This window comes from Variovorax sp. PBS-H4 (assembly GCF_901827205.1).
Taxonomy (GTDB): Bacteria; Pseudomonadota; Gammaproteobacteria; order Burkholderiales; family Burkholderiaceae_C; genus Variovorax.
Genome location: NZ_LR594675.1, coordinates 3,140,004 through 3,164,162 on the forward strand (window position 1 = coordinate 3,140,004; position 24,159 = coordinate 3,164,162).

At 65.7% G+C, this 24,159-nt stretch carries 21 protein-coding genes; all 21 read left to right on the forward strand.

The window, feature by feature from the left end; all coding sequences use genetic code 11:
- The first annotated feature begins 27 nt into the window (after positions 1-27).
- The 21 genes from E5CHR_RS14900 (at position 28) to E5CHR_RS15000 (ending at position 24,149) form a co-directional block, all read left to right on the forward strand.
- Positions 28-1,209 carry a hypothetical protein gene (locus E5CHR_RS14900; RefSeq protein WP_162580566.1) on the forward strand — a complete coding sequence of 394 codons (1,182 nt, stop codon included), beginning with the start codon at positions 28-30 and terminating at the stop codon, positions 1,207-1,209.
- Positions 1,210-1,291: 82 nt separating this feature from the next.
- Complete coding sequence (locus tag E5CHR_RS14905; RefSeq protein ID WP_162580567.1) at positions 1,292-1,732, forward strand: hypothetical protein; 441 nt, start codon at positions 1,292-1,294, stop codon at positions 1,730-1,732.
- A gap of 21 nt (positions 1,733-1,753) precedes the next feature.
- Positions 1,754-2,248: a hypothetical protein gene (locus E5CHR_RS14910; RefSeq protein ID WP_162580568.1), complete on the forward strand. Its 495-nt coding sequence runs from the start codon at positions 1,754-1,756 to the stop codon at positions 2,246-2,248.
- Between the two features lie 6 nt (positions 2,249-2,254).
- Complete coding sequence (locus tag E5CHR_RS14915) at positions 2,255-3,091, forward strand: hypothetical protein (protein WP_162580569.1); 837 nt, start codon at positions 2,255-2,257, stop codon at positions 3,089-3,091.
- Positions 3,091-3,675 (forward strand): hypothetical protein, encoded by a 585-nt coding sequence (locus E5CHR_RS14920; RefSeq protein WP_162580570.1) that lies wholly within the window; start codon positions 3,091-3,093, stop codon positions 3,673-3,675. The genes E5CHR_RS14915 and E5CHR_RS14920 overlap by 1 nt, the downstream gene beginning before the upstream one ends.
- A 3-nt stretch (positions 3,676-3,678) precedes the next feature.
- A complete protein-coding gene (locus E5CHR_RS14925) occupies positions 3,679-4,086 on the forward strand; it encodes a phage tail terminator-like protein (protein WP_162580571.1) in 408 nt (135 codons plus the stop codon).
- A gap of 79 nt (positions 4,087-4,165) precedes the next feature.
- The gene (locus E5CHR_RS14930) at positions 4,166-5,392 is read left to right on the forward strand and encodes a phage tail tube protein (RefSeq protein WP_162580572.1); all 1,227 of its coding nucleotides are present in this window, start codon (positions 4,166-4,168) and stop codon (positions 5,390-5,392) included.
- Positions 5,393-5,477: 85 nt separating this feature from the next.
- Complete coding sequence (locus E5CHR_RS14935; protein WP_162580573.1) at positions 5,478-5,876, forward strand: hypothetical protein; 399 nt, start codon at positions 5,478-5,480, stop codon at positions 5,874-5,876.
- 8 nt (positions 5,877-5,884) lie between these two features.
- Entirely contained in the window at positions 5,885-6,247 is a 363-nt protein-coding gene (locus tag E5CHR_RS14940; protein WP_162580574.1) for a phage tail assembly chaperone, read from the forward strand.
- An 8-nt stretch (positions 6,248-6,255) separates the two neighbouring features.
- Positions 6,256-10,569, forward strand: a complete 4,314-nt coding sequence (locus E5CHR_RS14945; RefSeq protein ID WP_162580575.1) for a phage tail tape measure protein — start codon at positions 6,256-6,258, stop codon at positions 10,567-10,569.
- Entirely contained in the window at positions 10,566-11,189 is a 624-nt protein-coding gene (locus E5CHR_RS14950; protein WP_162580576.1) for a hypothetical protein, read from the forward strand. The genes E5CHR_RS14945 and E5CHR_RS14950 overlap by 4 nt, the downstream gene beginning before the upstream one ends.
- A 72-nt stretch (positions 11,190-11,261) precedes the next feature.
- Complete coding sequence (locus E5CHR_RS14955) at positions 11,262-11,885, forward strand: hypothetical protein (protein ID WP_162580577.1); 624 nt, start codon at positions 11,262-11,264, stop codon at positions 11,883-11,885.
- The gene (locus E5CHR_RS14960) at positions 11,885-12,301 is read left to right on the forward strand and encodes a DUF6950 family protein (protein ID WP_162580578.1); all 417 of its coding nucleotides are present in this window, start codon (positions 11,885-11,887) and stop codon (positions 12,299-12,301) included. Before E5CHR_RS14955 ends, E5CHR_RS14960 begins: the two co-directional genes overlap by 1 nt.
- Positions 12,289-16,710, forward strand: coding sequence for a phage tail tip fiber protein (locus E5CHR_RS14965; protein ID WP_162580579.1), 4,422 nt, complete (start codon positions 12,289-12,291; stop codon positions 16,708-16,710). The genes E5CHR_RS14960 and E5CHR_RS14965 overlap by 13 nt, the downstream gene beginning before the upstream one ends.
- Position 16,711: 1 nt before the next feature.
- On the forward strand, positions 16,712-17,299 hold the full coding sequence (locus E5CHR_RS14970) for a DUF4376 domain-containing protein (protein ID WP_162580580.1): 588 nt from the start codon (positions 16,712-16,714) through the stop codon (positions 17,297-17,299).
- 43 nt (positions 17,300-17,342) lie between these two features.
- Positions 17,343-17,783 carry a phage tail fiber protein gene (locus E5CHR_RS14975; protein WP_162580581.1) on the forward strand — a complete coding sequence of 147 codons (441 nt, stop codon included), beginning with the start codon at positions 17,343-17,345 and terminating at the stop codon, positions 17,781-17,783.
- Complete coding sequence (locus E5CHR_RS14980) at positions 17,783-19,564, forward strand: hypothetical protein (protein ID WP_162580582.1); 1,782 nt, start codon at positions 17,783-17,785, stop codon at positions 19,562-19,564. Before E5CHR_RS14975 ends, E5CHR_RS14980 begins: the two co-directional genes overlap by 1 nt.
- A 141-nt stretch (positions 19,565-19,705) precedes the next feature.
- Positions 19,706-20,077, forward strand: a complete 372-nt coding sequence (locus E5CHR_RS14985; RefSeq protein ID WP_162580583.1) for a hypothetical protein — start codon at positions 19,706-19,708, stop codon at positions 20,075-20,077.
- Between the two features lie 76 nt (positions 20,078-20,153).
- Positions 20,154-23,285 carry a hypothetical protein gene (locus E5CHR_RS14990; protein WP_162580584.1) on the forward strand — a complete coding sequence of 1,044 codons (3,132 nt, stop codon included), beginning with the start codon at positions 20,154-20,156 and terminating at the stop codon, positions 23,283-23,285.
- Between the two features lie 148 nt (positions 23,286-23,433).
- Positions 23,434-23,757: a hypothetical protein gene (locus tag E5CHR_RS14995; RefSeq protein ID WP_162580585.1), complete on the forward strand. Its 324-nt coding sequence runs from the start codon at positions 23,434-23,436 to the stop codon at positions 23,755-23,757.
- Positions 23,754-24,149, forward strand: coding sequence for a hypothetical protein (locus E5CHR_RS15000; RefSeq protein WP_162580586.1), 396 nt, complete (start codon positions 23,754-23,756; stop codon positions 24,147-24,149). The genes E5CHR_RS14995 and E5CHR_RS15000 overlap by 4 nt, the downstream gene beginning before the upstream one ends.
- The last annotated feature ends 10 nt before the right edge of the window (positions 24,150-24,159 follow it).

The window sequence follows — 24,159 nt, forward strand, 5'->3', positions numbered from 1 at the left end:
ACCAACCCACAGAACAAGGAGAATAAAGTGGGCAAAGAACTCGTTTACGTCGACGCAGCTGGCAACCAGCAGGCGCTCGACCTTGGGCTGCACACGTACAAGGCGGCAGCCGCGGCTGGCCAGACGGTGCCCCAGTACCTCGCCACCCAGTTCCCGACCGATGCCAAGAAGCACGGCACCGCGTTCGAGCAGGCTTGCGAGCAGGCCGGCATCTTCGTGAAGGGCAACAAGGAATACGGCATCCGCCCGTCGACCATGCTCGACGTGATGGACCCGAAGCAGGAAGCTGCGGCGATCGTCAAGGAAGGCGTGCCCGCTTCGCGCATCCTGTTCCCCGCCGTGATCCTGGGCGTGATCGAAGACAAGCTGGCGACCGACCTGAAGACCTCGGTCGCGGGCCTGGAGCGCATGATTGCCGTCGACGACAGCATCAACGGCGACAAGTTCGAGCGCGCGGTGCTGAACTTCAGCAACCCGGAAGCGGCTCGTAGCGCCCCGGTCGGCCAGCTGGCCCTGCCGCAGTCCATGCTGACGATCACCGCATCGGACGTGGCCCGCAAGATCCCGAGCTGGGCAATCGGCATGGAGATCTCCGAGCAGGCGCTCAAGAGCACCACGCTTGACCTGGTCGGCCTGGCCGTCGCCCGCCAAGCCGCGGTGGAATCCAACGAGAAGGCTTACGGCTACATCCTGTCGTTCCTGAACGGCGACAGCGACTACGGCATTGCAGCCCTGTCCTCGATCTCAGGCAAGGTGGTGGCAGCCAGCTCGCTGGACACAGCGTCCAGCGGCGGCACGCTGACTCAGAAGGCCTGGATGAAGTGGCTGATCCGCAACCACGGCAAGCGCACCATCAACCTGGTGGTGACCGACCTCGACGGCGCCTTCGCGATCCAGAACCGCACCGGCCGCCCGGTCGTGGTGGGAGACAACGGCACCTCGGCTCGCATCAACACGAACGAGAACGTGGTCAACGCCTCGTGGAACGGCGACGTGGACATCTTCCTCACGGACGATGTGAACTGGCCCACCGGCACGATCATGGGTATCGACACCCGTTACGGCGTGCACCGCGTGAAGTCGCTGACCGCAGCCTACAGCGCGATTGAAGCCTTCGCCCTGAAGCGCTCGACCGCCATGCGCGTCGACAAGGGCGAGCTCCTGTACCGCCTGTACGACGAAGCGTTCGAGGTCCTGACGCTCACCTAAGTAGCTCAGACCCAACAGTAGGGCGCCGGTCGGTTCGCTGGCCGGCGCCTTTCTCCATCCAGAACCAGGAGTAGTCCCCGCAATGTCCAAGAACAAGCCAACACTGACCCTGAAGCCGGCTGCTACCGAGCCGGTCGTCGACCACGCCGCGCCGGCCGCAGCCGCGCCGGAGACCTCCGGTGTACCCCTGTCGTCGATGCCGGAGCTGCAAGCCCAAGTGGCGCAGGGACTGGCCGATGGCTCGCTCCAAATCCAAGGAGCACTCTCGACCGAAGCACAAGCCGCTCCCGCAGCGGCAACTCAGGGCGAAGCGCCCGCGGCCCCCGCAGACGAAGTCAAGGCTCCGGCGAAAGCCTGGGAGATTGGCGACGTCGTCGACCTCGTGATCGTCCACACGCAACCTCTCCACCACTTGCACACAGGCGTCGTGTTCGGAGTGGAGCCTGTGCAGGCCGAGATCGATGCATTCATCGCCCTCCAGCTCAATGCGGGCAAGCTGGCCATCGTGCCCAGCGCAACCTGATCCTTTGCGGGAGCTTTTGGCATGGCACTGACGCCTTACTGTGAAAACGCGGAGGTTCGAGCCGCCCTTGGGGTGAACTCGATCGAGCTTCCCGACGCAGTCCTGAACCTGCCGATCTACCAGATTGGACTGGTGCGCGAGCTCAACAAGGTCGCGTCGTCTTTGCCTGCCTCTTTTTCTGCAGCCAACGCGAAGCCGTCCGACCAGCGCACGGAGGCGGAGAAAGCACTGCTTGACGCTACGAAGCTGTTCAGCGCCTACGCCAGCGCGCGCCAGGTCGGCGTCTCCCTGGCCAGCATGATGCCCAAAGACGTGGGCGACGGGAAAGCCACTGTGTCCCGTTTCGCAGACGCACCCTACAAGGACACGCTTGCGCGCCTGGAGGCCATGTACCTGGCCGCGCGCTCCAGCCTGCTCGCCTCGCTTGCCGAGCTGAACCAGACGGACATCGCCACCGCGGTGACGCCGATCGCCTTCATCGCCGGCAAGCGCAGCTACGACCCGGTGACGGGGTAACCGGCCATGATGACGCTGGCCGCCGCCTCCTCCTACTTCGACAGGACGGAGGTCTTCGACGCCTACTCTGGCGAGCTTCTGTTCCGGGCCCAGATCGACCCGTACGACGACAGCAAGCGCGACGCCATGGTGGCGTACCGGCGCGTGCTCTCCGTCGCGCCCGACGTCGTCATCCCGAGCCACCGCTGCATACGCGCCTTCGGCGCTGTCTACATCGTTGCCGGAGAGGCGTCGATCGACGGCCTCGACGAAGCGCACCGCGTCAAGCACGTGCTGCAGGCATCGGACGGCACGTTCAAGGTCGGCACCATTACCCAGTTCCTGGACAACGACCCGGCGTCGACCGTCTATGGGTTCGCCGAGTGGGTCAAGGACGCGAAGCAGGAAGCCGAGTCATCGGACCTGGCCAACGTGTTCGAAGTGATCATGCCGCTCGGCACCAACGTCAAGCCTCGCCAGGTGCTCTGGCGCGACGACATCGTCTACATCACGACCTCGGTGCGGCGGCTGCCGTCGGACTTCATCGGCGTCACTGCGGTGCGGCTTGACCAGGTCGAGCCGCTCGAGGCCGGCATCCAGAGCCGAACCTACAACCCCGCCACCGGCGGATACACGCTCGGCGCCCAGGACTTCCCCTACGCACTTCGGGTGCGTTGGCAGAACCTGTTTCGCTACGACGCACAGCTCGAGGCGCGCTACCAGGAAGGCGACTTCACACTTGCCCTGCCGGAGGATACCGAGGTCGACACCTCTTCGAGGATCACCTTCATGGACGTGCCGCACAGGGTGCTGGCCGTCGACGTGATCGAGGGCGCCGTCGCCGTTCACGTGCGGAGGTCCTGATGGGCATGGTGCGCAACCGCGCCAAGGTGCAGCGCGACATCGCGCTCGCCATCGAGCGCGCCCAGGACGCGCCCGTTCGCATCTACCGGCGGGTGGTCTGGAAAATCTTCAAGCGCATCGTGCTGGAGACACCCCAGTTCTCCGGCCGCGCGGTGGCCAACTGGAACCTGGGCATCAACTCGCCGGACATGAGCTTCGACCCGAACCTGGGCGATTGGCCGGACATCGCTCCGGGCAAGAAGCCGCACTCGGAGCCCGGGCGCAAGGACAGCGCGCTGCACCAGCGCGGAGACCCGGAGTGGGCCAACGTGGCGCTGCGCCGCGGCCGTGAAGTGCTCGATCGAGTGCGGCGCGGCGACAAGGTCTACATCACCAACGCCACGCGCGGCGACACCTTCGTGCGTGGCGGCAAGGCGAGCAGCGAGGCGTACCTGGCCGACTTGCAGAACCCCGCGTTTCACACGCGCCTGCGCGCGGTGAACCGGCCGTACGAGACTGCCATGGAGTCCGCCGCGTTGATCGCCGAAGGATTCCTCGCCGAAGGGACGATACCGATCGGCGACCTCACCAGCAACCACGGATAAACCATGGCCACAGAACAATTCCGCAGCGACGCGAACGCGGCCATCGAGGCCTGGCGACTTGCCAACTTCCCCGACGTGCCGGCCTTCTACGAGAACGGGCCGCAGCCCGACGAGCTCACGGTTGGCCCGATCTGGATCGACGTGTCGATCCGCTGGTACGGCGCGAAGCTCGTGACCATGGGCGATCGGCCTCTCGGCCGGCACACCGGCGTGGTGTCGGTCAACGTGTTCCACCGGGAGGGGGAGGGCACCGCGCTACCCGACCAGGTCATCGACTCCGTCAAGGAGTTGCTGCGCGCGCGCCGGCTCGGAGCGGCCGTGCTGTACATGCCGCAGCGGCAGATCCCGACCAGCGTGGACGGCTGGTACAAGACCGGCGTCTTCGCGCCGTTCACCCTAGACGACGCCTGATTACCCCGGGGATTGCAATCTCCTCGGCGGGTGCCCAGTATCCGCCGCAACTCAAGAACAAGAAGGCGGAGAGCCCAAAATGACTTTTGCTTCTGGATCGTTTGGCCAGCTGCGCTACATCGCTGAGACCGTGCGCGGCCTGGTCCCGGGCGCCGGCAACTCGACCAATCTTCGCATGGTGCAGCCGACGATGAAGGCCGCCATCCAGACGATCAAGTCCAGCGAGGTGAACTCCAACCGGATGTCGAGCAGCAACACCCGCACCGACCTGACTGTTGACGGTGGCTTTGACTTCGAGCTGTCCGCCAAGGAGTACGACCCCTTCCTGACTGGCATCGTGGGCGGCACTTTCGCGCACTACGGCACCAGCGGCCTGGGCGCGGCGTTCGACATGCAGACCACGTCGAACACCATCACCGCGGCCGTGGCGCCGACCGGCAACTCCGCCTTCTCGGTGCTGCCGATCGGCAGCTGGTTCAAGATCGTGCCCCCGGCCGGCGCGAGCGCCGCCGTCAAGGCCTACTTCAACGACATCTGGCTGAAGAAGCTGTCGAGCACCTCGACCACGATCACCCTCGACCCGAGCACGCCGCTGGCAGCGCCCGGCATCCTCGGTGCCAACCTGGTCGGCTGCAAGATCGCGCAGTCGATCGCAGTCAACGGCTCGGCCCGCCAGACCTTCGCCTTTGAGTACGAGCTCACCGACGTCGGCAGCAAGCTGCTCTTCACTGGCATGGAGCCCAACACGATGGAGCTCAACGTCGAGGTGGGCGCGATCGTCAAGGGCTCGTTCGGCTTCATCGGCCAGACCCACGATGTGACCGACGACGCCAGCTTCATGCCGGGCACGCCCCAGGCCGCTCAGGCCTACGAAGTGATGAACGCCGTGACCGACGTGGGCACGCTGTTCGAGGGCGGGATCAACCTGCTTGCTGGCGGCTCCTTCATCAAGAGCGTGTCGCTCAGCATCAACAACAACGCCCGCGGCCAGAAGGCGGTCGGTGTGTTCGGCAACGCCGGCGTGGGCCTGGGCGAGTTCGAGATCTCGGGCTCCATGCAGGTCTACTTCGAGGATTCCACGATGTACAAGAAGTGGCTCGACGGTGACCGCACCAGCTTGACCATCGGCTTCGCCGACAACGACGGCAACGGATACCTGATCGAGCTGGACAAGGTCAAGTTCCGAGACGGCGGCCTGAACCCTGGCGGCAACAACGAGGACGCCATGCTCGACCTCCCGTTCGACGCCTTCTACGACGCAGCGACCGGCCGTGGCATTCGCATCACGCGCGCGCTGAGTGCGTAACCAATCCTCTGGGGCAGCCTTCGAGCTGCCCCAAGGAACGCAGGCCCTTCTGGGCTTTTTTACCTCCCGCAAAAAGAAGAACAAGATGGACATTTTCGAAACATTCGCCACCGACCCCAAGCTCGAGCTCGAGGGTGCCTTGCTCCCGCTGGACAGCAAGGGTGCCAAGGTCCTGGTAGCCCGCGCCGGCAACGACAACTACATCCGCCTGTTGCGCAAGAAGCTCGAGGCAGCCAACCTCGACCTGGCCAGCACCAGCAAGGAAGACGAGGCGGCCGCCGAGGCGCTGTTCATCGAAGTCCAGGCTCAGACCATCCTGCTGGGCTGGGAAGGCCTGAAGTTCAAGGGCGACACGCTGCCGTACTCCGTCGAGAACGCGCGCATCCTGCTGAGCGTGAAGGACTTCCGCCGCAAGATCGAAGCCCTCTCGCAGAACTTCGACAACTTCAAGGCCAAGGCCGAGAAGGCGCTGGGAAACGGCTGACCGCGCACTTGGCGTGGCAGCTGAAATACGGCAGCCACGCCAAGGCGCTTGAGGACAGGGCCCGCCGCACCGGCGTAAAGCCTGCGGCGTTGCAGAAGCGGCCGAAGATCCGGGTCACCGACGCCCCGTTTTCCGAGGCCTTTTTCACGCTCCACTCGGCCCGCACCTTCGGCGCCGCGGCGCCCAACCCGATCTCGCTGCAGGAGATCGTCGCCTACTGTTCGCTCCAGGGGATTGATTCCAAGGCGGAGAAGGCCAAGTATCTGCGCCTGATCCAACTGCTTGACCAGGTGTACCTAGGCCACTGGGCTGAAAAGAACCCCTCTAGCAGCACGCCCCCCAAGGGCAGCAAGAACAACCAGAAGAGCTGACCGAGGCGATGAGCGACGACATCAAGATTGGACTGGACGGCAAGCCGCTCGAGAACGCGGCGAAGCCCGCCCTTGAGGCGCTGAAGCAGCTGCAGGTCGCCGTTGAGCGCCTTGACCAGGCTAGCCTGAAGCGCCTCAACAAGGAGACGCAAGGCCTCGTCACCAGCCTGAAGTCGCTGGCGTCCTCGACGTCCGCCGACATGCAGAAGTTCGTGAGCGCGGTTGGATCTTCGATCGAGCGCGCCGCCCGTGAGGCCAAGCCGAAGGCCGACGCCGCTGGCAAGTCCATCGGGAAGTTCATAGCCTCTTCGATCGAGGAGGAGACATCCAGGGTCAAGATCTCCATCGGAGGCTCGGTTGACCTCGGCGCCGGCCTGAAGGCCAGTATTCGCGCCAGGGGCGCCGAGGCGGCGCAGGAGGTGAGGGCCGAGCTTGCCAAGATCGCCAACTCGGCCGAGGCCGTCTCCGCACTGCGCGCAGGATCCGCGCCCCGCCTCGACCCGCGCACGCTGTTGGGCCTTCCTAGCCGGGACAAGATGAAATCCATCGGCGCCGAAATTGCGGCGCAGATGCGTGAGTCCGTGGCAATCGACGGCCTTCGCGAGCGCTCGGCGTCGAACATCGACCCCCGCACCCTTCTGGGCCTGCCGAGCCGCGACAAGATGAAGTCGATGGGCGCGGAGATCGCTGCCCAGATGCGCGAGGGAGTTGCCACCGACGCGCTCCGTGCCAAGTCGGCAACCAACATCGACGCCCGAACTCTCCTGGGCCTGCCGAAAGAAAAGGACGCTCGGGCCATTGGGGCGGAGATCGCAGCACAAATGCGCGCGGGTGTTGCCGCTGAGCAGTCGCGTAACGCCTCCATCTCGCGCGACGCAGCCTTCAACACGCTGTCCCCGGCCGGCCAGGTGTCGCGCGCGACGCGCGTGGCCTCGGCTGTCAGTATGGGAATGTCGGAGGCTGAGGCTACGACTCGGTACGGCGCTGCCGCGGTCTCCGCCGCGCAGAACATTGACCGCCTTCGCGCTGCCAACGAGGGGCTGCGGGCGTCTCAGGACAATGTCCACGCCAGCGCACGCGCGATGGCCTCAGGGCAGCGAGAAGTTCATTCGGCAATTCGGGGCGTCGCCGGCGCAGCCGACGCGCTGTTCCTGACCTACGGCTCTCTGCTGCCGCTGACCGCCACCTTCTTCGCCACGACGGCGGTCAAGGAGGCGATCCAGGCCTACAAGGATCTCGAGTACCAGATCAAGTTCGTCCGCGCCCTGGAGGAGGACGGGGGCAAGGGCCTCACCGAGCGCGCGATGCGCCTGCAGACGGGGGACATCGCCGTCGGCTCCGGCGTGGATCCGGTCGAGGCGTCGAAGGGCCTCCGCCTGCTTGCTCAGTCCGGCTTGAACGCGCAGGAGGCGCTCGGGGCTCTCCCGGCTGTGCTCAAGACCGCCCGTGTGGGCGAGCTCGGCGTGGCCGAAGCGACCGAGACCCTTACCGGCCAGGTGCACGCTTTCGGCCTGCAGATGGACGACATCGGGCGTGTGGGGGACGTGATGGCCAAGGCCGGCGCGATCTCCAACACCAGCGTCTCGAAGATGTCGGAGTCGATGAAGCAGGCGTCTACGATCGCCCAGCAGTACGGACTCAAGATCGAGGAGGTCTCGACCATCCTCGTGGCCCTGGCGAAGCGAAACATCACCGGCTCGTCAGCGGGTACGGCCACCGCCAACCTGTTCCGCGAACTCGGTAACCCGCACGGGCGGGAGGCCAAGCAGATCGCCAAGGACCTCGGCATCACGCTGTGGGACCCGCTTGACAAGTCGCGGAAGGACTTCTTCGATCGCTTTGTCCCGGAGCTCCGCAAGAACCTCGAGGTGCTGGACCCTGAGAGCCAGTCCTTCGTTCTCAACCGGCTCACCAACAACCGAGGCGAGAAGGCGCTGGGCGCCATCCTCGGGCTGACCGACGAGGCGCTGGGCGACATCAAGTCGAAACTGGAGAGCGCGACAGGATTCGTCGACACGGCCAACGCGAAGCTCATGGACTCCGTCCAGGGCGACATGGACCGCCTGAAGGCCACGTTCACCAACGCTCTGGCCGAGGCCGGCTCGGCCGGCGCCGGAGATTTCCGAAGCGCGCTGCAGGGCCTCCAGGCGATTGTTGGATCTCCCGAGTTCCAGCAGGGCCTCAGTGGCCTGGTGAAGGGTATCGCGGCGATTGCCAACGTTTCCGTGACCGCCGCCCAGTGGGTCGGGGAACTGTACGGTTGGCTGCAGAAGCTCTTTGTCCTGCCCGAGTTCGTCAAGATTCTTGGGGACCTCTACGAGAAGCTCAAGGACCCCAGCGGGACGAACGCGGCGATCAGCCAGGGCAATGCCTACATCGCAAGCCTTGACACGCAAATCGCGAAGGTGCGCCAGCTCGCCGCCGAGAAGGCGCGCGCCGACGGCACTGCTTCTCCGGTTGGACTGGCCTCGCTTCGCAAGACGCGCGATGACGCCGAAGCCGCCCTGAAGGCCGCCAGGGGCGGCGACGATCTCAGCAGCCACCCAGGCCTGCGCGCGGCGCAGGAGTCCCAGCGCGCGGTCAAGATGCAGGTGGCACAGGCCGCCTACGACCAGGCGCAAGCGAAGCTGATGGAGGCGCACAACAAGAACATCCAGCTCATCAAGGAGACCCGCGAGTACAACAACTCGTTTGAGAAGACGGTCACGCCGGGCAACGCTCTCGGCACGGGTACTCGGCACTACGAGATCCCACCAAAGGTCAATGCGGGTGCCGCGCGCCGCGCGGCAGACGAGGACTACAAGAACGAGAAGAAGCGTCTCGACCTGCTTTCAGCTGGCAACCGACTGCTTGTCGAGCAGACCGACACCGAGTCGAAGGAGCGCGAGGCGGCGCTGCAGCAGAGCTACGACCGGGGCGTCATCGACTTCAAGACCTACCAGCAGAAGCTCAGCGAGGCGCAGCAGGAGCAGGCGACGATCCGGATCAACCTTGCGGAGGCCGAGAGCAATGCGATCAAGGCGGGTCTCTCCGTCCTGAGGAGCAAGGCCGAGGCGCAGAAGAAGGCCGGAAAGGCCGACGTCGACGACGCGCTCTCCAATGAGATCCAGGCCCAGACCAACAAGTACCTGCAGGCTCAGCAGAACATCGCCAAGCTGGTCTCCGAGCAGAAGGCTCGCGCCGAGAAGAGCCTGACCGATGCACTGAAGCCGGCATCCGAGATCCTCAAAAATTCTGAGAAGGAGTCCGCGGTCGAGGACGAGCGCATGCGCCAGGAGATGGAGAAGCTTCGCGTGAAGGGCTCCGGGCTGGAGCTGAGCGAGCGCGAGCAGTTCATCCAGTCAGAGATCCTGCGGATCCTGGGCGAGCAGGAGAAGAAGCTCTCCAGCGCACAGGCAATCATGCAAAAGATGACGGAGGACGGGGTCTTCAAGGACGCCGACACCAACCCCGAGGTGCGGGCGGTGCGCGATCGGCTGCAGGGCTACATCGACTCCAAGCGATCAACTATCGACGCGGCCCGCCCTGCGATCACCGACGCAGCAGGTAATACCTTCGACGGCAAGCGCTGGACGGGCATCGCGGATCGACTTGCCAGCTCCACCGAGGGCGCTATCAAGGACGGGCTGAACGCCGCGTTCACGGGCGACACGACGGCGCTGAAGAACTTCGGCAAGACGCTGCAGAAGACGGTAGCCGGCGCGGTCGTCGACGCTTTCTACGACGTGTTCGTCAAGGACGCTGTCAAGGGCCTGGCTCGGGACTTGATGAACTCTCTGCGCGGCGCCGCGAGCGGGGGCTCGTCGAGCAGCGGCAGTGGACTGGGGTCTCTCATCGGCGCGGCCGTGTCTCTCTTTGGGGGCGGAGGCGCGACGGCGGCCTTCTCTCAGACGGCGCTGGGCGCGTCTGGCTTCGGGTCGGGCCTTGCCTACGGCAACCTCGACCTTGGGCTGGCCCTGTCCGGCGGCGGGTATACGGGCCCCGGTGGCAAGTACGAGCCGAAGGGCGTCGTGCACGGCGGAGAGTTCGTGATCAACAAGGAGTCGACCTCCAAGCTGGGCCTGGGCTTCCTCAACAGCCTGAACCAGTTCGCCGACGGCGGCTACGTGCCACTGACGTCGGGCCCGTCGATGCTGAGCAATCCGGCAGCGCGCGTGTCCGACTCGGGTGGCCAGTCAATCGTGTACTCGCCCACCACCCACGTCAGCGTCGACTCGCGCAGTGACCGCGCCGCCGTGATCCAGGACGTGCAGCGGGTCGTGTCCGAGAACCAGAAGAATTTCGTTGAACAGCTCAAGCGCGTGAAGGTTCTTCCAGCATGACGATCCTCCAATTCCCGGCCGGGATCCTGGTCAAGCGCCAGGACTTCGGCGCCATGAACTTCGACCTGACGTTCGCCAATCAAGACAGCGGCGCTGTGCAGACCGCGATCAGTGGCCCCCAGCGCTGGTCGTGCACCATGTCGTCCGAGGAACTGCTGGACCAGGACCAGGCGGCGCGCTGGAGAACGCTGGTGCTTTCGCTCAAGGGGCGGGTCAACCACCTTGCCGTGTACGACCTTCTGAACCCCGCCCCGCGCGGCACGGTGCGCGGAACGCTGACCGCCGCCGCGGCGGCGCCCGCGGGCGCCTCAATGCTGCAGATCAACGCCGGCTCGAGCCAGGCCGGCAAGGTCTTTCGCATGGGCGACTGGATCGGGGTCAACCAGGGCGGCACGAACCGGCAGCTGCTGCACCTGCAGCAGGACTATGCCGTCGACGGCAACGGAATCGTCACCGTGTTCTTCGAGCCGGTGCTGCGCGTGGCCGTCGGCCAGGGCTCCTCCATCGTGTGGGACAAGCCCACGTGCCTCATGAAGCGCAACGACGCCACGACCACGTGGGCCAGCGAAGGCGCGGTCCAAGGCGGCTTCAAGCTCGACCTTCAAGAGCAGTGGTTCTGATCGTGTGGTGGGGGATTCCCACCACACAGGGTCCGTCTCCAGTATCCGCGGCACTCCACCGCAGATCAGGACATGGCTCTCACCACCAACTCCGGCTTTCAAGCTGCCGCAGGCGCCGATGCCTACGGGCAGCTTGCGCTCGTGGAGCTGCAGCTCCGGCCCGGCACCGTCCGCTACACCACCTGGCCCGTCTCCCTAGACAACGTGATGGGCGAGCAGTGGATGGGCGTGGGCAACCTCGGCTCGATCGGCGAACTCCATGAGAGCGAAGACGGCGCGGCTGAGAAGCTGACGCTGAGCCTGTCGGGCGTCGACATCGGCGCGCGCGCGCTTGCTCTGGGGGGCCCAGCGGATTTTCAGGACCGCCCCGTGCGCGTGTGGGTCGGCCTGCTTGACGGGCAGACCCTGCAGCTGAGCGGTCAGCCTGTGCTTCGCTTCGCCGGCGTGATGGACCAGTTCAAGGGAAACCGGGACGGCTCGCAAGCGTCCTTCCAGCTTGACTGCCGCACAGGCTCCTACGACCGGCGCGCCAACCCGTCGTCGCTGCGCATGAACCACACACAGCACCAGGAGCGCCACCCCGGCGAGCGCGGCTTCGAGTACCTGACTTCTCTCATCGGCAACCCGGCCGTCTGGATCACCAAGTGGCTGCAGACGAACCTGCAGGCCTTCGCGCAGCTGAGGCAGGGTCGCTGATGAAGCCGGATCTCGACACCTTCATTGCCGAGCGCCGCAATGTCCCGTTCGAATACTTCAGCCACGACTGTGCCGGCATTGCAGCCGACTGGGTCAAGGTCAAGACCGGGCGCGACGTGCTCGAGGACCTACGGGCGCCGGGCGCACCGCTTGATCGAAAGAGCCTGCTGGCGGCGCTGCGCGTCGTGCGCAATGCCGGCGGCTTCATCCAGGCCGGCACGCAGCGCCTGGGCCCGTTCCTTCCCGGTCTGATGGCCCAGCGCGGAGATGTGGTCTTGGCCCTCAGCGGCGGGAAGGTTGGGCGCGTCTCTGGCTACAGCTTCGGGATCTGCACCGGCACGCACATCGTCTGTCCGGGCAACGAGAAGCTCGAGTTCCTCCCCCTCACTCAAGGAGTCGCGGCATGGCGCGTCTGATTCGCGGCCTGCTGGTCTTCGTGGCGCTGGTCACGCTGTGCGTTGGCGCGAGCGCAGAGCCCGTCACAACGTTCCTCGCCTCGACGGCGTTCACCACGGCGGCCGGAGCCGCGATCAGCTACGGAGCCGTCATCAGTGCAGTGGTGACTGCCGTATCCGTCGTCTCGAGTGTCTACGGATCGATGCAGGCGAAGAAGCAGGCGCGCCAGGCCATCGAACGCAAGGTCCAGCAGGACCTTGCCAACCTGCGAGAGCGAACGACCACGATCGTGGCCGCAGACGACGCATGGCCCGTCATCTACGGCGAGCCGGCGCCGGTCGGCGGCTCGGTCAAGGCGGTGATGCTGAGTGGCGAGCGCGACCAGTACAAGCACATCGTGCTGGTGCTGGCCTCCCACGAGTGTGACGACGTCACTGACGTCCTCATCGACGGCGAGAGTCTTCAGCTCGATTCCTACGGGACGTCGCACCACCCTGCGTATCAGCTCGAGTACGGCGTTGTGCAGGAGGCTACCTTCCCCTTCACCGTTGGGGAGTACCTGAATGTCCTGACGGGTGAGATGGTCAGCGCGGCCACTGTCGACACTGGCGCTCTCGGGCAACTCTACAACGCCCCCCAGATCCTTGAGATCAAGGACGCCGACGGCAACCCTATCTCGGGGATGACGATTGGCAACCCCATGGGGATCCGAGCGCCCAACACCGGGTTCGTTCTGCTGGGCGGCACACCGGGACTGACCGGAACGGTGAAGCTCCGGATCGAGGGAGCCGGCAGCGCGGTCCACGTCAGCAAGCATCTGTCCCGCGGAGGCGTCGACTTCGCGGACCCGATACTGCGGGGGGCTGTGCCGAGCCTCTGGACGGAAGACCATAAGCTCTCGGGCTACACGTACCTGGTCATCACGATCAACCTGCTGCTTGAGCGATTCCAGGGCGGCATGCCGTCGTTCACCGCGAGGGTGCGCGGCAAGCGCTGCTACGACCCGCGCACGGGAACCACCTACTACACGCGCAACCCGGCGATCTGCCTTGCCGACTTTCTGCAGTCCGAGGCCGGCTACCTGGCGCTGCCGGAGCAGATCGACCAGAACGCGCTGATCGCGGCAGCCAACGCCTGCGACCAGGTGGTCTACGGGGAGGGCGCCTGGGGCGACAGCGTGAACTACGGCAACGACACGCGCCTGTACACCTGCGACGGCATGTTCCGCACCGACCAGGATCGGGACACGACCCGCCAGCAGATCGAAGATTCGATGGCCGGCTACAGCCTAGAGTCCGGCGGCGTGTGGCGCATCCTCGCCGGAGCCTGGTCGACGCCGGTCATGGCACTGACGGATGCTGACCTGCTGGCACCGCCCGTCGTCGTGCAGACCTGCAACCCGGGCACGGCACGGTACAACGGCGCGCGCGGCAGCTACGTCAACAAGGCGCGCAACGGCGTCACCGAGGACTTCACGCCCTACCAGAACGCGGTGTTTCGCGAGGCGGACGCCAAGGACAAGATGCTGGACGTGGCGCTGTCCTTCACCAGCTCGCACGTGCGGGCTCAGCAGATCGCTCGCACGCTGGTGGAGCAGAGCCGAGGCGGCTTCATCCTGGCCATCAACCCGAAGATGACGGCTTGGCACCTGCAGCCGGGCGATCGCTTCGTGTTCTCCAGCGACGACCTTGCCATCTCGAACAAGAACTTCAGGATTCAGGACTGGGCGTACTCGCAGACCTCCCCACTCGCCTTCCAGGTCATTGAGGACGAGCCGTCGTTCTACGATCTGGCCGACGAGGTTCAGGCCGACCCGGCGCCCAACACCAACCTGACCAGCCCGTTCCTGAAGCCTGGCGCGCCGCTTGACCTAGCCGTCACCTCCGGAGCCAACGAGGTGGTGGTGCAGGGCGGGTCCGCGGTCGTGCGCGCGCACGTGACCTGGGCGCAGAGCGACTCGGCAGCTGTCCGGATGGGCGGCTGGGTGCGCCTGCAGTGGCGCACGGTCACTCCGGTGGGGGAGTGGGTCACGATCGACCTGCCGGGTGATGCCGTCGAGACCTACATCCTCGGGCTGAACGTCAGCAGCGAGTACCAGGTACGCGTCCGATTTCAGACGGCATACACCTTCTCGGATTGGTCGACGGTGTCGCACACGCTGCGCGGCATTAGCGAGATCCCGTCCGACGTTCAGGGCCTGACCGCCACGCTAGAGGCGGACGGCACGATCGCGCGCTGGTCGTCGCCTCAGGGTGCGGAGGCCACGGACTGGGCCTTCACGCAGATCCGCGTCGGCGCGACCTGGGAGACGGCCGAGGTGCGGTTCACCGGCAAAGCCCTGATGGCCAACATCGGCTGGCTGCCGGCCGGGACGGTCAAGGTGTGGGCCGCGCACGCAAACACCCAGGGCGTGTTCGGCGTGGCGATCTCGACGACGATTGACATCGAGCCGCCGGCTCAGCCCATCGTGCAGGGGGAGGCGTGGCCGCCCAACATCGAGCTGCGCTGGCAGGACTGCCGCACCGACCAGCCGATCTCCTCGTACCTCATCAAGGTGGGGCCAACGCTTGATGCGGCCGTCCAGATCGGACAGACGCAGGCGCTGAACTTCGTCAGGGGCGAGCCTCCCGGAACGCGCCTGTACTGGGTGCAGGCCTTCGACGCGGGCGGCAATGCAGGAGACGCTGGATATGTCGAGGTGCAGTCCCTGGCGCCCATCGACGTCGCGCTCGAGGAGCTGCAGGCGGGCCTTGACCAGACCGTCGCCGACCTGCTGAACGTCGGCTCCGGAATCAGCGAGCGCCTGGTCGACGAGGTGTTTGAGCGCGGCACCGAGATCGCTCGGGTCGAGACCCTGGTGACCGAGGGCGACGAGCAGCTGGCCCAGCAGATCGAAACCGTGGCGGCCCGCGCGGTCGGCTATGTGCGTGCCAACCTGATCAAGAACGGCGGGTTCGAGTTCGACCTTGACAACTGGACGATGAGCTCGGCAGGCTGGGCGATCGTCGAGGATTCCTGGGGCACCTCGGCGCGCCTGAGTTCCAGCGTGCCGGCCTCGGGTTGGCTCTCCAGCCCCAAGTTCCCGGTGCATCCTGGTGACATGTTCACCGGATCCGGGGACGCCGAGTGCCTGGGGTCCGGCAACTACGGACTCTCGATCGAGTATTTCGACGCCGGAGGCAACTCGCTTGGTTCGGCTGCCAACCTGTTGCCCGGGCCTCACGACTTCGAGAACACCCAGGATCGACGCAACGACCTGTCGCTTGAAGCGCTGGCGCCGCCTCTGGCCGCCGAGGGCGCGGTCGTGTTCCGTTGGAACGGCTTCAGCGGCACCGAGCTAGGCATTCGCTACGTGAAGGCCGAGCACGGCGGTCTGCCCTCCACGCCGTACACCAGCGAGTCGAGCGACCGCGGCGCGGTCGCGGCGGTGCGGCAGGAGACCCTTGCGCGCGCGTCAGCGATCGAGGCAGAAGCCACCGCACGACTGACTCTTGCCGCCACGGTCAACGGCAATACGGCTGCGATCTCTCAGGAAGCGACAGTGCGCGCAACGCAGACGGGTCAGCTCTTCGCGCGTTGGGGTGTTCGGATGGACGTGTCCGGAAAGATCTCCGGCTTCATCCTGAACAACAACGGCAGCCAGTCCGACGCCGTCTTCCTGGTGGATCGCTTCGCCGTGGCCACACAGGCCGCCGGCACCACGAAGTATCCATTCGTGGTGGGCAGCGTCGCCGGCGCCGCGACGGTTGGCATCGACGGCAACCTGGTGGTCGACGGCTCGATCCAAGCGCGCTCGATCTTCGTGGACCGCCTGTCTGCGCTCGTCGCCAGGCTTGGCTATGTGACGGCCGGCCAGATCGACATCAACGGGGACGGCGCAGGCGGGTGGGGTTGGATCCGCAGCCCTGGCAAATGGCGCGACGACAACTGGGGCTGGGCCTTGGCTCAGCACCCCACCGGCGACATGTTCGTCGACTTCAACCTGAACGGTTGCGGCCTGGTGATGCATCACCAGCCGGGTGTCTCCGCCAACTTCCACCTGTTCGGGCCAGGGTTCGACCTGACGCAGAGCGGCCTGACGATCGACCAGATCAACGTCATCGACACGCTGCAGATCCGCGGCCAGGCGGTCACGATCCCGTCGTTCAATGCCTCCCCGGGGAATACCTGCGACCTGCTTCACTTCACCCCGGGAACCGCGCCGCTTGACACATTCATCCTGGGCTCCGTATTCGTGGCCCAGCTGGCGCTCGTGACCATCATCGTCGACGGCAACCAGGAGTGGGTCGGCGGCGGCGTGGCCGGCACGACGGTGACAGGCGGCATCCAGCGCGCCCTTGCTCCGGGGTGGCACTCCATCCGGATCACCACGGCGGCTTCGGCCGGCTCCGGCGGCTCCTCTCTCTACGCGCTCTCGACGCGCCGCTGACATGACCTTCCAGTTCACCGTCTACAAGACGCTCACCGGCCAGATCGTGTCCTCTGGCACGCAGGCGCAGCGCAACTGGTGCTACATGCAGGCCAAGGACGACGAGTCCGTCTACTTCGGCGCCGCGCGCTGGGACCAGTACATGGTCGATGGGCAGCCCGTCGACATGCCGCCCAAGCCCAGCGAGGCGCACGTCTTCGACTACGGCCTGCGTGACTGGGTGGACCCCCGAACGCTTGACGACCTGAAGGGCCAGCTGAAGGCCACGGTGGCCGATCTGCGCTGGCAGGCGGAGACGCGCGGCATCACAGTCGACGGGGTCGAGGTCAGCACGACGCGCGAGGCGCGCGCCACGTTCAAGCAGGCCCTTGACGATGCACTCGATGCTGGACTCGAGCAGATCGACTTCAAGGCCTTGAACGGCTTCGTGACGCTGACCCTCGATCAGATGCGGGGGATTGCGCGAGCGACCACCGCTCACGTCCAATCCTGTTTCACGGCGGAGCGCGTTCACGTGGATGCGATCAATGCGCTCACCGAGCTGAGTACCGCGATGAGCTACGACACCCAGGCCCACTGGCCGCCGTGATCAGGCCTCGCTCCAAGAAGAACAAGAAGAAAAGGAGCCGAAATTGGCCTACACCACAGCATCGGCAGAAGCCATGCTCAAGCTCTTCCTCCAGGCCCTCCCGTTCCCGGGCCTGGCGGACCCCACCGCGGGTGGGCTCACGCAGTTGTGGCTTGGCCTGTACAAGGGCGATCCTGGCGCCGTCGCTGACCAGACCACCAACGAGGTCGTCTATCCCGCCTACGGCCGGATTGCTACCGCGCGCAGCGCCTCCGGCTGGACGGTGACCGGCAACGAAGGGCAACTGGTGAACGCGGCCCAGTTCCTGGCAGTGACTGGCTCCGTCGACGACAGCGCCACCCACATCGGTCTCGGCACCCTCCAGACCGGGCCCGGCCTGCTGTTGGTGCACGGCCCGCTGTCGCTCGCCATCCCAATCCGCGCGGGGACTGTGCCCCGCCTGTCCCCGGCCACCAAGGTCCGATTTTCTGTGGTGAGCAACTGATGACGCACATCTTCGCCGATCGAGTCCTGGAGCTCTGCAACGTCTCCGGAACAAACGACGCCGCCGTCATTGGTGCTGTCTCTGGCTACCGCACCTTGTCGTCTGCGGTGTCCAACAACGACACGATCCACTACATGATCCAGGAGGTGGACGTGGGTGGCCGACCGAGTGGCGCCTGGGAGGTGGGCCGAGGCTCCTACAACGCTGGCAGTGTCACTCGTACGACGGTGATCGCGTCGAGCACCGGGTCGAAGATCAGCTTCTCGGCGGGCACCATCAAGCAGCTTGCGCTGACTGTCGCTGCGCCGTCGATCCCCGCCGTCGCCGGCGACTGGCGCTCCGCTCTGGGCGCAGTCGCCAAAGCGGGGGACACCCTGACAGGGCCGCTGAACTTTGCGCCCCCGGTCAATCTGGCCGCGGCCGGCACCACAGACCTGTCCACGGCCCTGTCGAATGTCATCAACATCACGGGCAGCGCGACCATCAACTCGTTCGGCATCCTGGCGGCCGGCGCCACGCGGCGCCTGGTCTTCGCCGGCACGCCAACGATCAACAGCAGCGGGGGCGCGACCAGGCTTCCGGGCGGAGTGGCCAGCATCTCGGTTGCAGCCGGAGACACCGCGGAGCTGATGTCTTTGGGCGGTGGTTCGTGGGCGGTCACGAACTACACGCGCGCCGCCGGCTTCGGGGAAGTCATCGCCTCGGCCCCCACGCTTGCCTCCGTGATGGCGCTGCTTCGCGCCAGCGATCAGCCGACCTACCGCAACCTGCTCATCAACGGCGACATTCGGCTGAACCAGGAGGTGGCGGTCAGTGTCACAGGGCACGGAACCTTCCCGGTCGACGGGTGGCAAATCGCCAACGCCTCGACAGCGCGAATCACGGCGGCTCAGCAGGTGACGAGCGCATTCCAGGGCTTCCTTACCTCGCTGCGTGCCACCGTCACTACTGCAGGTGCGCCGGGCGCGGGTGACCTGCACGCATTCATTCAGGGAGTTGAAGGTTATGCAACCGGGCGCCTGGGTTGGGGCACGTCTGGCGCCCTTGGCGTCTGGGTCAGCGGCTACTTCAGGAGCTCGGTGCCAGGCACCTACGCAATCTCCATGCGCAACGCCGCGCAGAACCGCTCCTACGTTGCGCCGCTGGTGATCAACAACGCCAACACCACCGAGTACAAGAGCTGGTTCATTCCAGGCGACACAGCCGGCACCTGGGCCAACGGAAGCTCGGTTGGCATGTACCTGACCGTCGCCCTTGCTGTGGGTAGCACCTACCAGACAGCCACAACGAATGCCTGGCAGGCGGGCAATTTCCTGGGCATCACGGGACAGACGCAGCTGACCTCGACCAATGGCGCGACGTTCGAGATGACCGGCGTGCAGAACGAGCCGAGCTACCTGTCGGCCTACGAGGCTCTGCCCTTCGACATTAGCCTCCAGCGCGCGCGGCGCTACTGGCAGTCGAGCTACGCCTATGGCTTTACTCCCGGGACGAACGTCGACTCACTGGGCAATGCTTATCGTGGATTCGCCATCGGCTCCAACGACCTGGTGGCATTCGCTCCGTTCCCTGTCGAGATGCGGGCGGCGCCATCGGTGGTCCTCTACAGCCCAGGCAACGGAGCGGCCTCCAACGTTCGGCGCGTCGCCAACGGGGCCAACCAGCCCCTTTCGGCCGGTATGTCTGCAGGCGCGCGCGGCATGTACGCATGCCAGGGGGGCGGCGGATTTGTCTCCGGCGAGCTCTACGACTTTCACTACGTCGCGAACGCGCGCATCTGACATGCACACCTTCAAACCCAGTGACATCGCGGCCGGCCTGCCCGGCGCGGGGGCCTGAGTGTGTTCGGCTCAGCACCGTTCGGCGGCGTATTCGGGGCAACTCCGTTTGTCGGGGATCTGGTCTTCGAATCGACCGGCCTCATGGTCGGCGAGTTGCTCATCTCCGCGGGACCGCAGCGTGCCTACGACCAGCTCTTTCCCGCCAACGTCTATGACGGAGCGACCGTAATGATCGGGCAGCGCCTCTTCGTATGGAAGGCCAACACCGCGCGCTGGACGCCGGGCGGCGCCGTCGACGACCTGACCATCACGGTCGACCTTGCCACCCTGTACGCCGCCAACCTGTTCGGCGTGTCCGGGTCGATCGTCCCCATCCCGGGCACCGACGCGGTGCCGGACCTGGTCGCCATCTTCGAAGCCCACCTTGCCACCGGGTCGAACGACACGCTGGCCACGATTCCCGGCACGGACCCGGTCCCAGACCTGGCGGCGATCTACGAAGACAACCTGTAAACGCCCGGGGATTGATCTGCGCGGGGCGAGGAACCCAGTATGCGCAACACCCCGGCCATAACAAGAAGAAGAGCCAATGAGCTTCGACAGCAACCTGCAGAACCTTGCGATCCGCACCGCGGTGGGGGACAAGTCGCTGCGCACTCTCATCAACGGCAACGCGCCCGACCTGACCGCCCTTGCGACTGCGAACAAGACCAGCCTGGTGGCCGCCATCAACGAGACCCTGGCCACGGCGGGGGGAGGTAGCGGCACCGGCGCGGGGGCCCCGGTCTGGATGAGCGACTCGAACATCAACCGCACGCTTGTGCTGGGGGACGCCGGCAACGGCATCTCGATGCTCTCGGACGCCTACAACTTCGTGATCGTGCCAGACCACGCCACGGCTCCGATTCCGATCAATGCGCGAATCTACGTCGAGATGGGCGGCGACGGGCGCACCCGGATCAAGCCGGCGAACAGCAACGTGCAGGTGCTGTGCGATGTGCGCTACGCGCTGCTGATCGCTGCGCGTTACTGCGTCGTCGAGCTGACGAAGCGATCCAACAACATCTGGCATGTGACGGGAGACCTGACGCTGCGTGCGGACGTGCCACTGCCCGTCATCAAGACCCTCACGGTGTCGCCCACCAGCATCGAAGCGGGCGAGAGCGCGACCCTTGCCTGGACCAGCGACGGCGCGGTCAGCGCGGCCATCCTCTCCCCGGGTATCGGATCGGTGAGCCCGAGCGGCTCCATGACGGTGACACCGTCGCAGCCGACGACCTACACGCTGTCGGTCAGCAACGAGGGAGGCACGACGTCGCAGAGCATTTCGCTCGCCGTCACGGTTCCGACGGGGAGCGTGCCACCGACCATCGACAGCTTCACGTCGAACACGTCTTCGGTGTTCCCCGGAAACTCCGCGCGGTTCGATTGGGAGACCAGCAATGCGGACACCGTCACGATCACCCCCAGCCCGGGCCTGGTGAGTCTTGACGGCTTCACCTTCGTTGTCCCGACGCAGACCACGACCTACACGATCACCGCGACCAACGCCCACGGCAGCGATTCGCGCCAGATCACGATCGGCTACGGCGAGGCGCCCCCGCCGGCCCCGACGCCGACTATCAACAGCTTCACGGCAAGTCCGACATCGATCCAGGCTGGCGGACTTGCGCAGCTGGACTGGGCGGTGACCGCGGCGGACTCCGTCAGCATAAACAACGGCGTTGGCCCGGTGTCCTCGACCGGCTCCGTGATGGTCCAGCCGTCGGTCAACACGACCTACACGCTGACCGCCACGAACACCGCCGGGTCTACCACCGCCACCGCCTCGGTCACGATCGCTGCGAGCGGATCGGGCGGTCAGATCGCGGGCGACATCGTCAACAGCTCCGGCGCCGTCGTGCAGCAGGCCTACAACGACATTGGGGGCAACTTCTCCGAGCCGACCAAGGGCCTGGCGTATCGCTACGGGCCCGCCGCCACGAAGACCGGCGTGCACACGCTCACGCAGCGTCCCGACCAGCCGGCCCCGATCACGTACGGCAGCGGCGTCAGCATCTACTACCAGTTCGGCACGGAAGACAACAACTCGTTCAACGACTTCATCACCAGCGATGGGTGGTCGTTGTCGCGCCCGCCGAGCAACGGCACGTCCGTCGCTACGGCCGTGCGTGCCTTTTTGACCTGGGCGCAGGACCGCCGGACGACCGCCCAGAGGCCGCAGGCCCGGTGGCAGGAGGGCAGTTCTCTGCAGCTGCCGGCGATCGCCGATTACACCCAGCAGGGCATCCTCAGCACCACCGATGCGGCCGACCTTCCGATCGTGATGGGCCACTGGTGCGGCCCCGCCGACTCCGGGTGCGGCCGCATGGCGGTGGGCGCCACGCAGGGCAGCCTGACGCGCGGGTCCCGGGTCTTCACGATGGGCACCTTTACCGCCAAGCAGCAGGGCAGCTGCACCCTTGCTCCCGGCAAGGTGCCCACAGCCATCGACTTCACCAGCGGCGCGGAGTTCGCCTTCGTCACGGTCTGGGACCTGATCAACTTCAAGGGCCAGGTGGCAATCATTGCGCTCGGCGGCGTGCCCATGGGCTGCACCTGGCAGAACACCAGCAACTGGTACGACTGGTGGCACGATTGGACCGACATGTGCCACCCTGGCTTGAAGAACGAGGGCGGCTGGGCGTTCATGAAGGTGATCGGCTACCTCGATCTGCCGTCCAGCATGAAGGCGCCGACCCACTGCTTCTCCAACACCGGGCTGCACCCGTACGTGCCTCTCTACTACATGGGTCAACCCGCGGGTATTGGGCAGCTCGGGTCACCCCTAGCCAGCAATCGCGCTCGCTTCCTGGACTACAACGACCTCGGCCAATACGTCAACCGCGGGGGACTGCTCACGATTGCCTCCAAGTCCGAGAAGACGGTGTGCTTCATCGACTTGCGCCCGCTCTTCACGTACTTCAACGACATGTACTTCGGCTCGTCGGCGAGCAACCTGGAGACGCAGAACCTGGGGATGGCCCCCAACCAGTGGCCCTACCTGCTTTCTGATCATCCGACAGCGATGCCGACGATCATCAAGACGGTGACGATGCCCGGGAAAATTTGCGGCATTCGGGGCACGGTGGCCTACAACTACTGGTCCAAGGACTGGACGCGCCACGAGCCGAACACGCCGTACATGATCCCGGCGCCCAAGTCCGCGAGGACCTTCATCGTCACAGAAGAGAACGGTGGCACCTGCCACATCTTCTCCTGCGGCCGCTGGGTCATCGGCGGGTATCAGCCGGACCAGACGCCGGTGGCCTCGGAGATCGCGGAGATCGGAAGTTTCTCCGGCCTCGGCGAGCAGATCACGCACGTCTTCGGCGTGAAGGACTACGACGTCGACCCGCTGGGTGTTGTGTACGAGGACGGCAGCGGCGCCCCCGGATGCCTGGATGAGATGTTCGGAACCACCGACCGCAAGAACCGTCGCATCAATTGGTGGCAGCTCTCACTCAACACTGGCGTCAACACCTCGGCCAACACCGGGTTCCTCGCGGGGTCGCTCGAGGACTCCCGGCTGGACGTGACAGAGGTCGACCACGTGGACGGCTACAACAAGTCGAACAAGGTGATCTTGGCGGCAGACCCCACGGCCGGCGGGGTTCACACCTACCGCGCGAACTCGCAGTACCCATTCTCTCCGTACGGGCACCCCATTCCCCACGCTTGATGCAGGCGGGGAGTACGGCGGGTTCCTGGGATTGCCTGGCACGGTGTTCACGACCCGCACGACGAACAGCCCGTAAGGCGGGGATTGCATTCCGGAGCTTGACCGCTCCAGTATGCGCCCCAGCCCCAGAACAAGAAGAACAAGCGGCATGCTCGACCTCAAGCGCGGTGACACCCTGTCCTATTCCGGATTTCTCCCGGAAGGGTGGCTGCCGTCCGGCACCTGGTCGGTGCTCTGCAAGGTGCAGGAAAAGAAGACCGGCAACAAGTTTCCGGTCACTGCCACGCTCACGCCGCCGTCCGGAGCGGAGACTCGCTACGCACTGTCGCTGTACGCCAGCGCCGCGGACGTCGCGGCCTGGCCGATCGGAAAGCTTAACGCCGACATCCAGTTCACCAACAGCGCGACCACGCCGCCCTACGTGTTCTCGAGCGCCACGTTCATCGTGAACCTCATGGAAGACGTCGCATGAGCGATCCCGTCGAACTGTCGTCCCCCACCGGCGAGCTCGTCCTCGACTTCGATCGACCGGAGCAGCCCATCGACCTGTACTCGCCGGTAGGCGCGGGCGTGCTCACGGTCGAGTTCCCCAAGGCGCAGCCACTGGCTCTCGGGCTGCAGCAGATCTTCAAGGGTGACAAGGGGGAGAAGGGCGATGGCGCGACCAACGACTCGTTCTACCAGCACGCGCAGGCAGTCCCCGAGGCCGTCTGGACCGTGACCCACAACCTCGGAAAGTTTCCCAGCGTGGCCGTTGTCGACAGCGCCGGCTCGCACGTCGAGGGGGACATCGAGTACCTCGACATCAACACCGTGCGCCTGTCGTTCGCCGGCGGCTTTTCGGGCATCGCCTACCTCAATTAAAGGAGCCAGG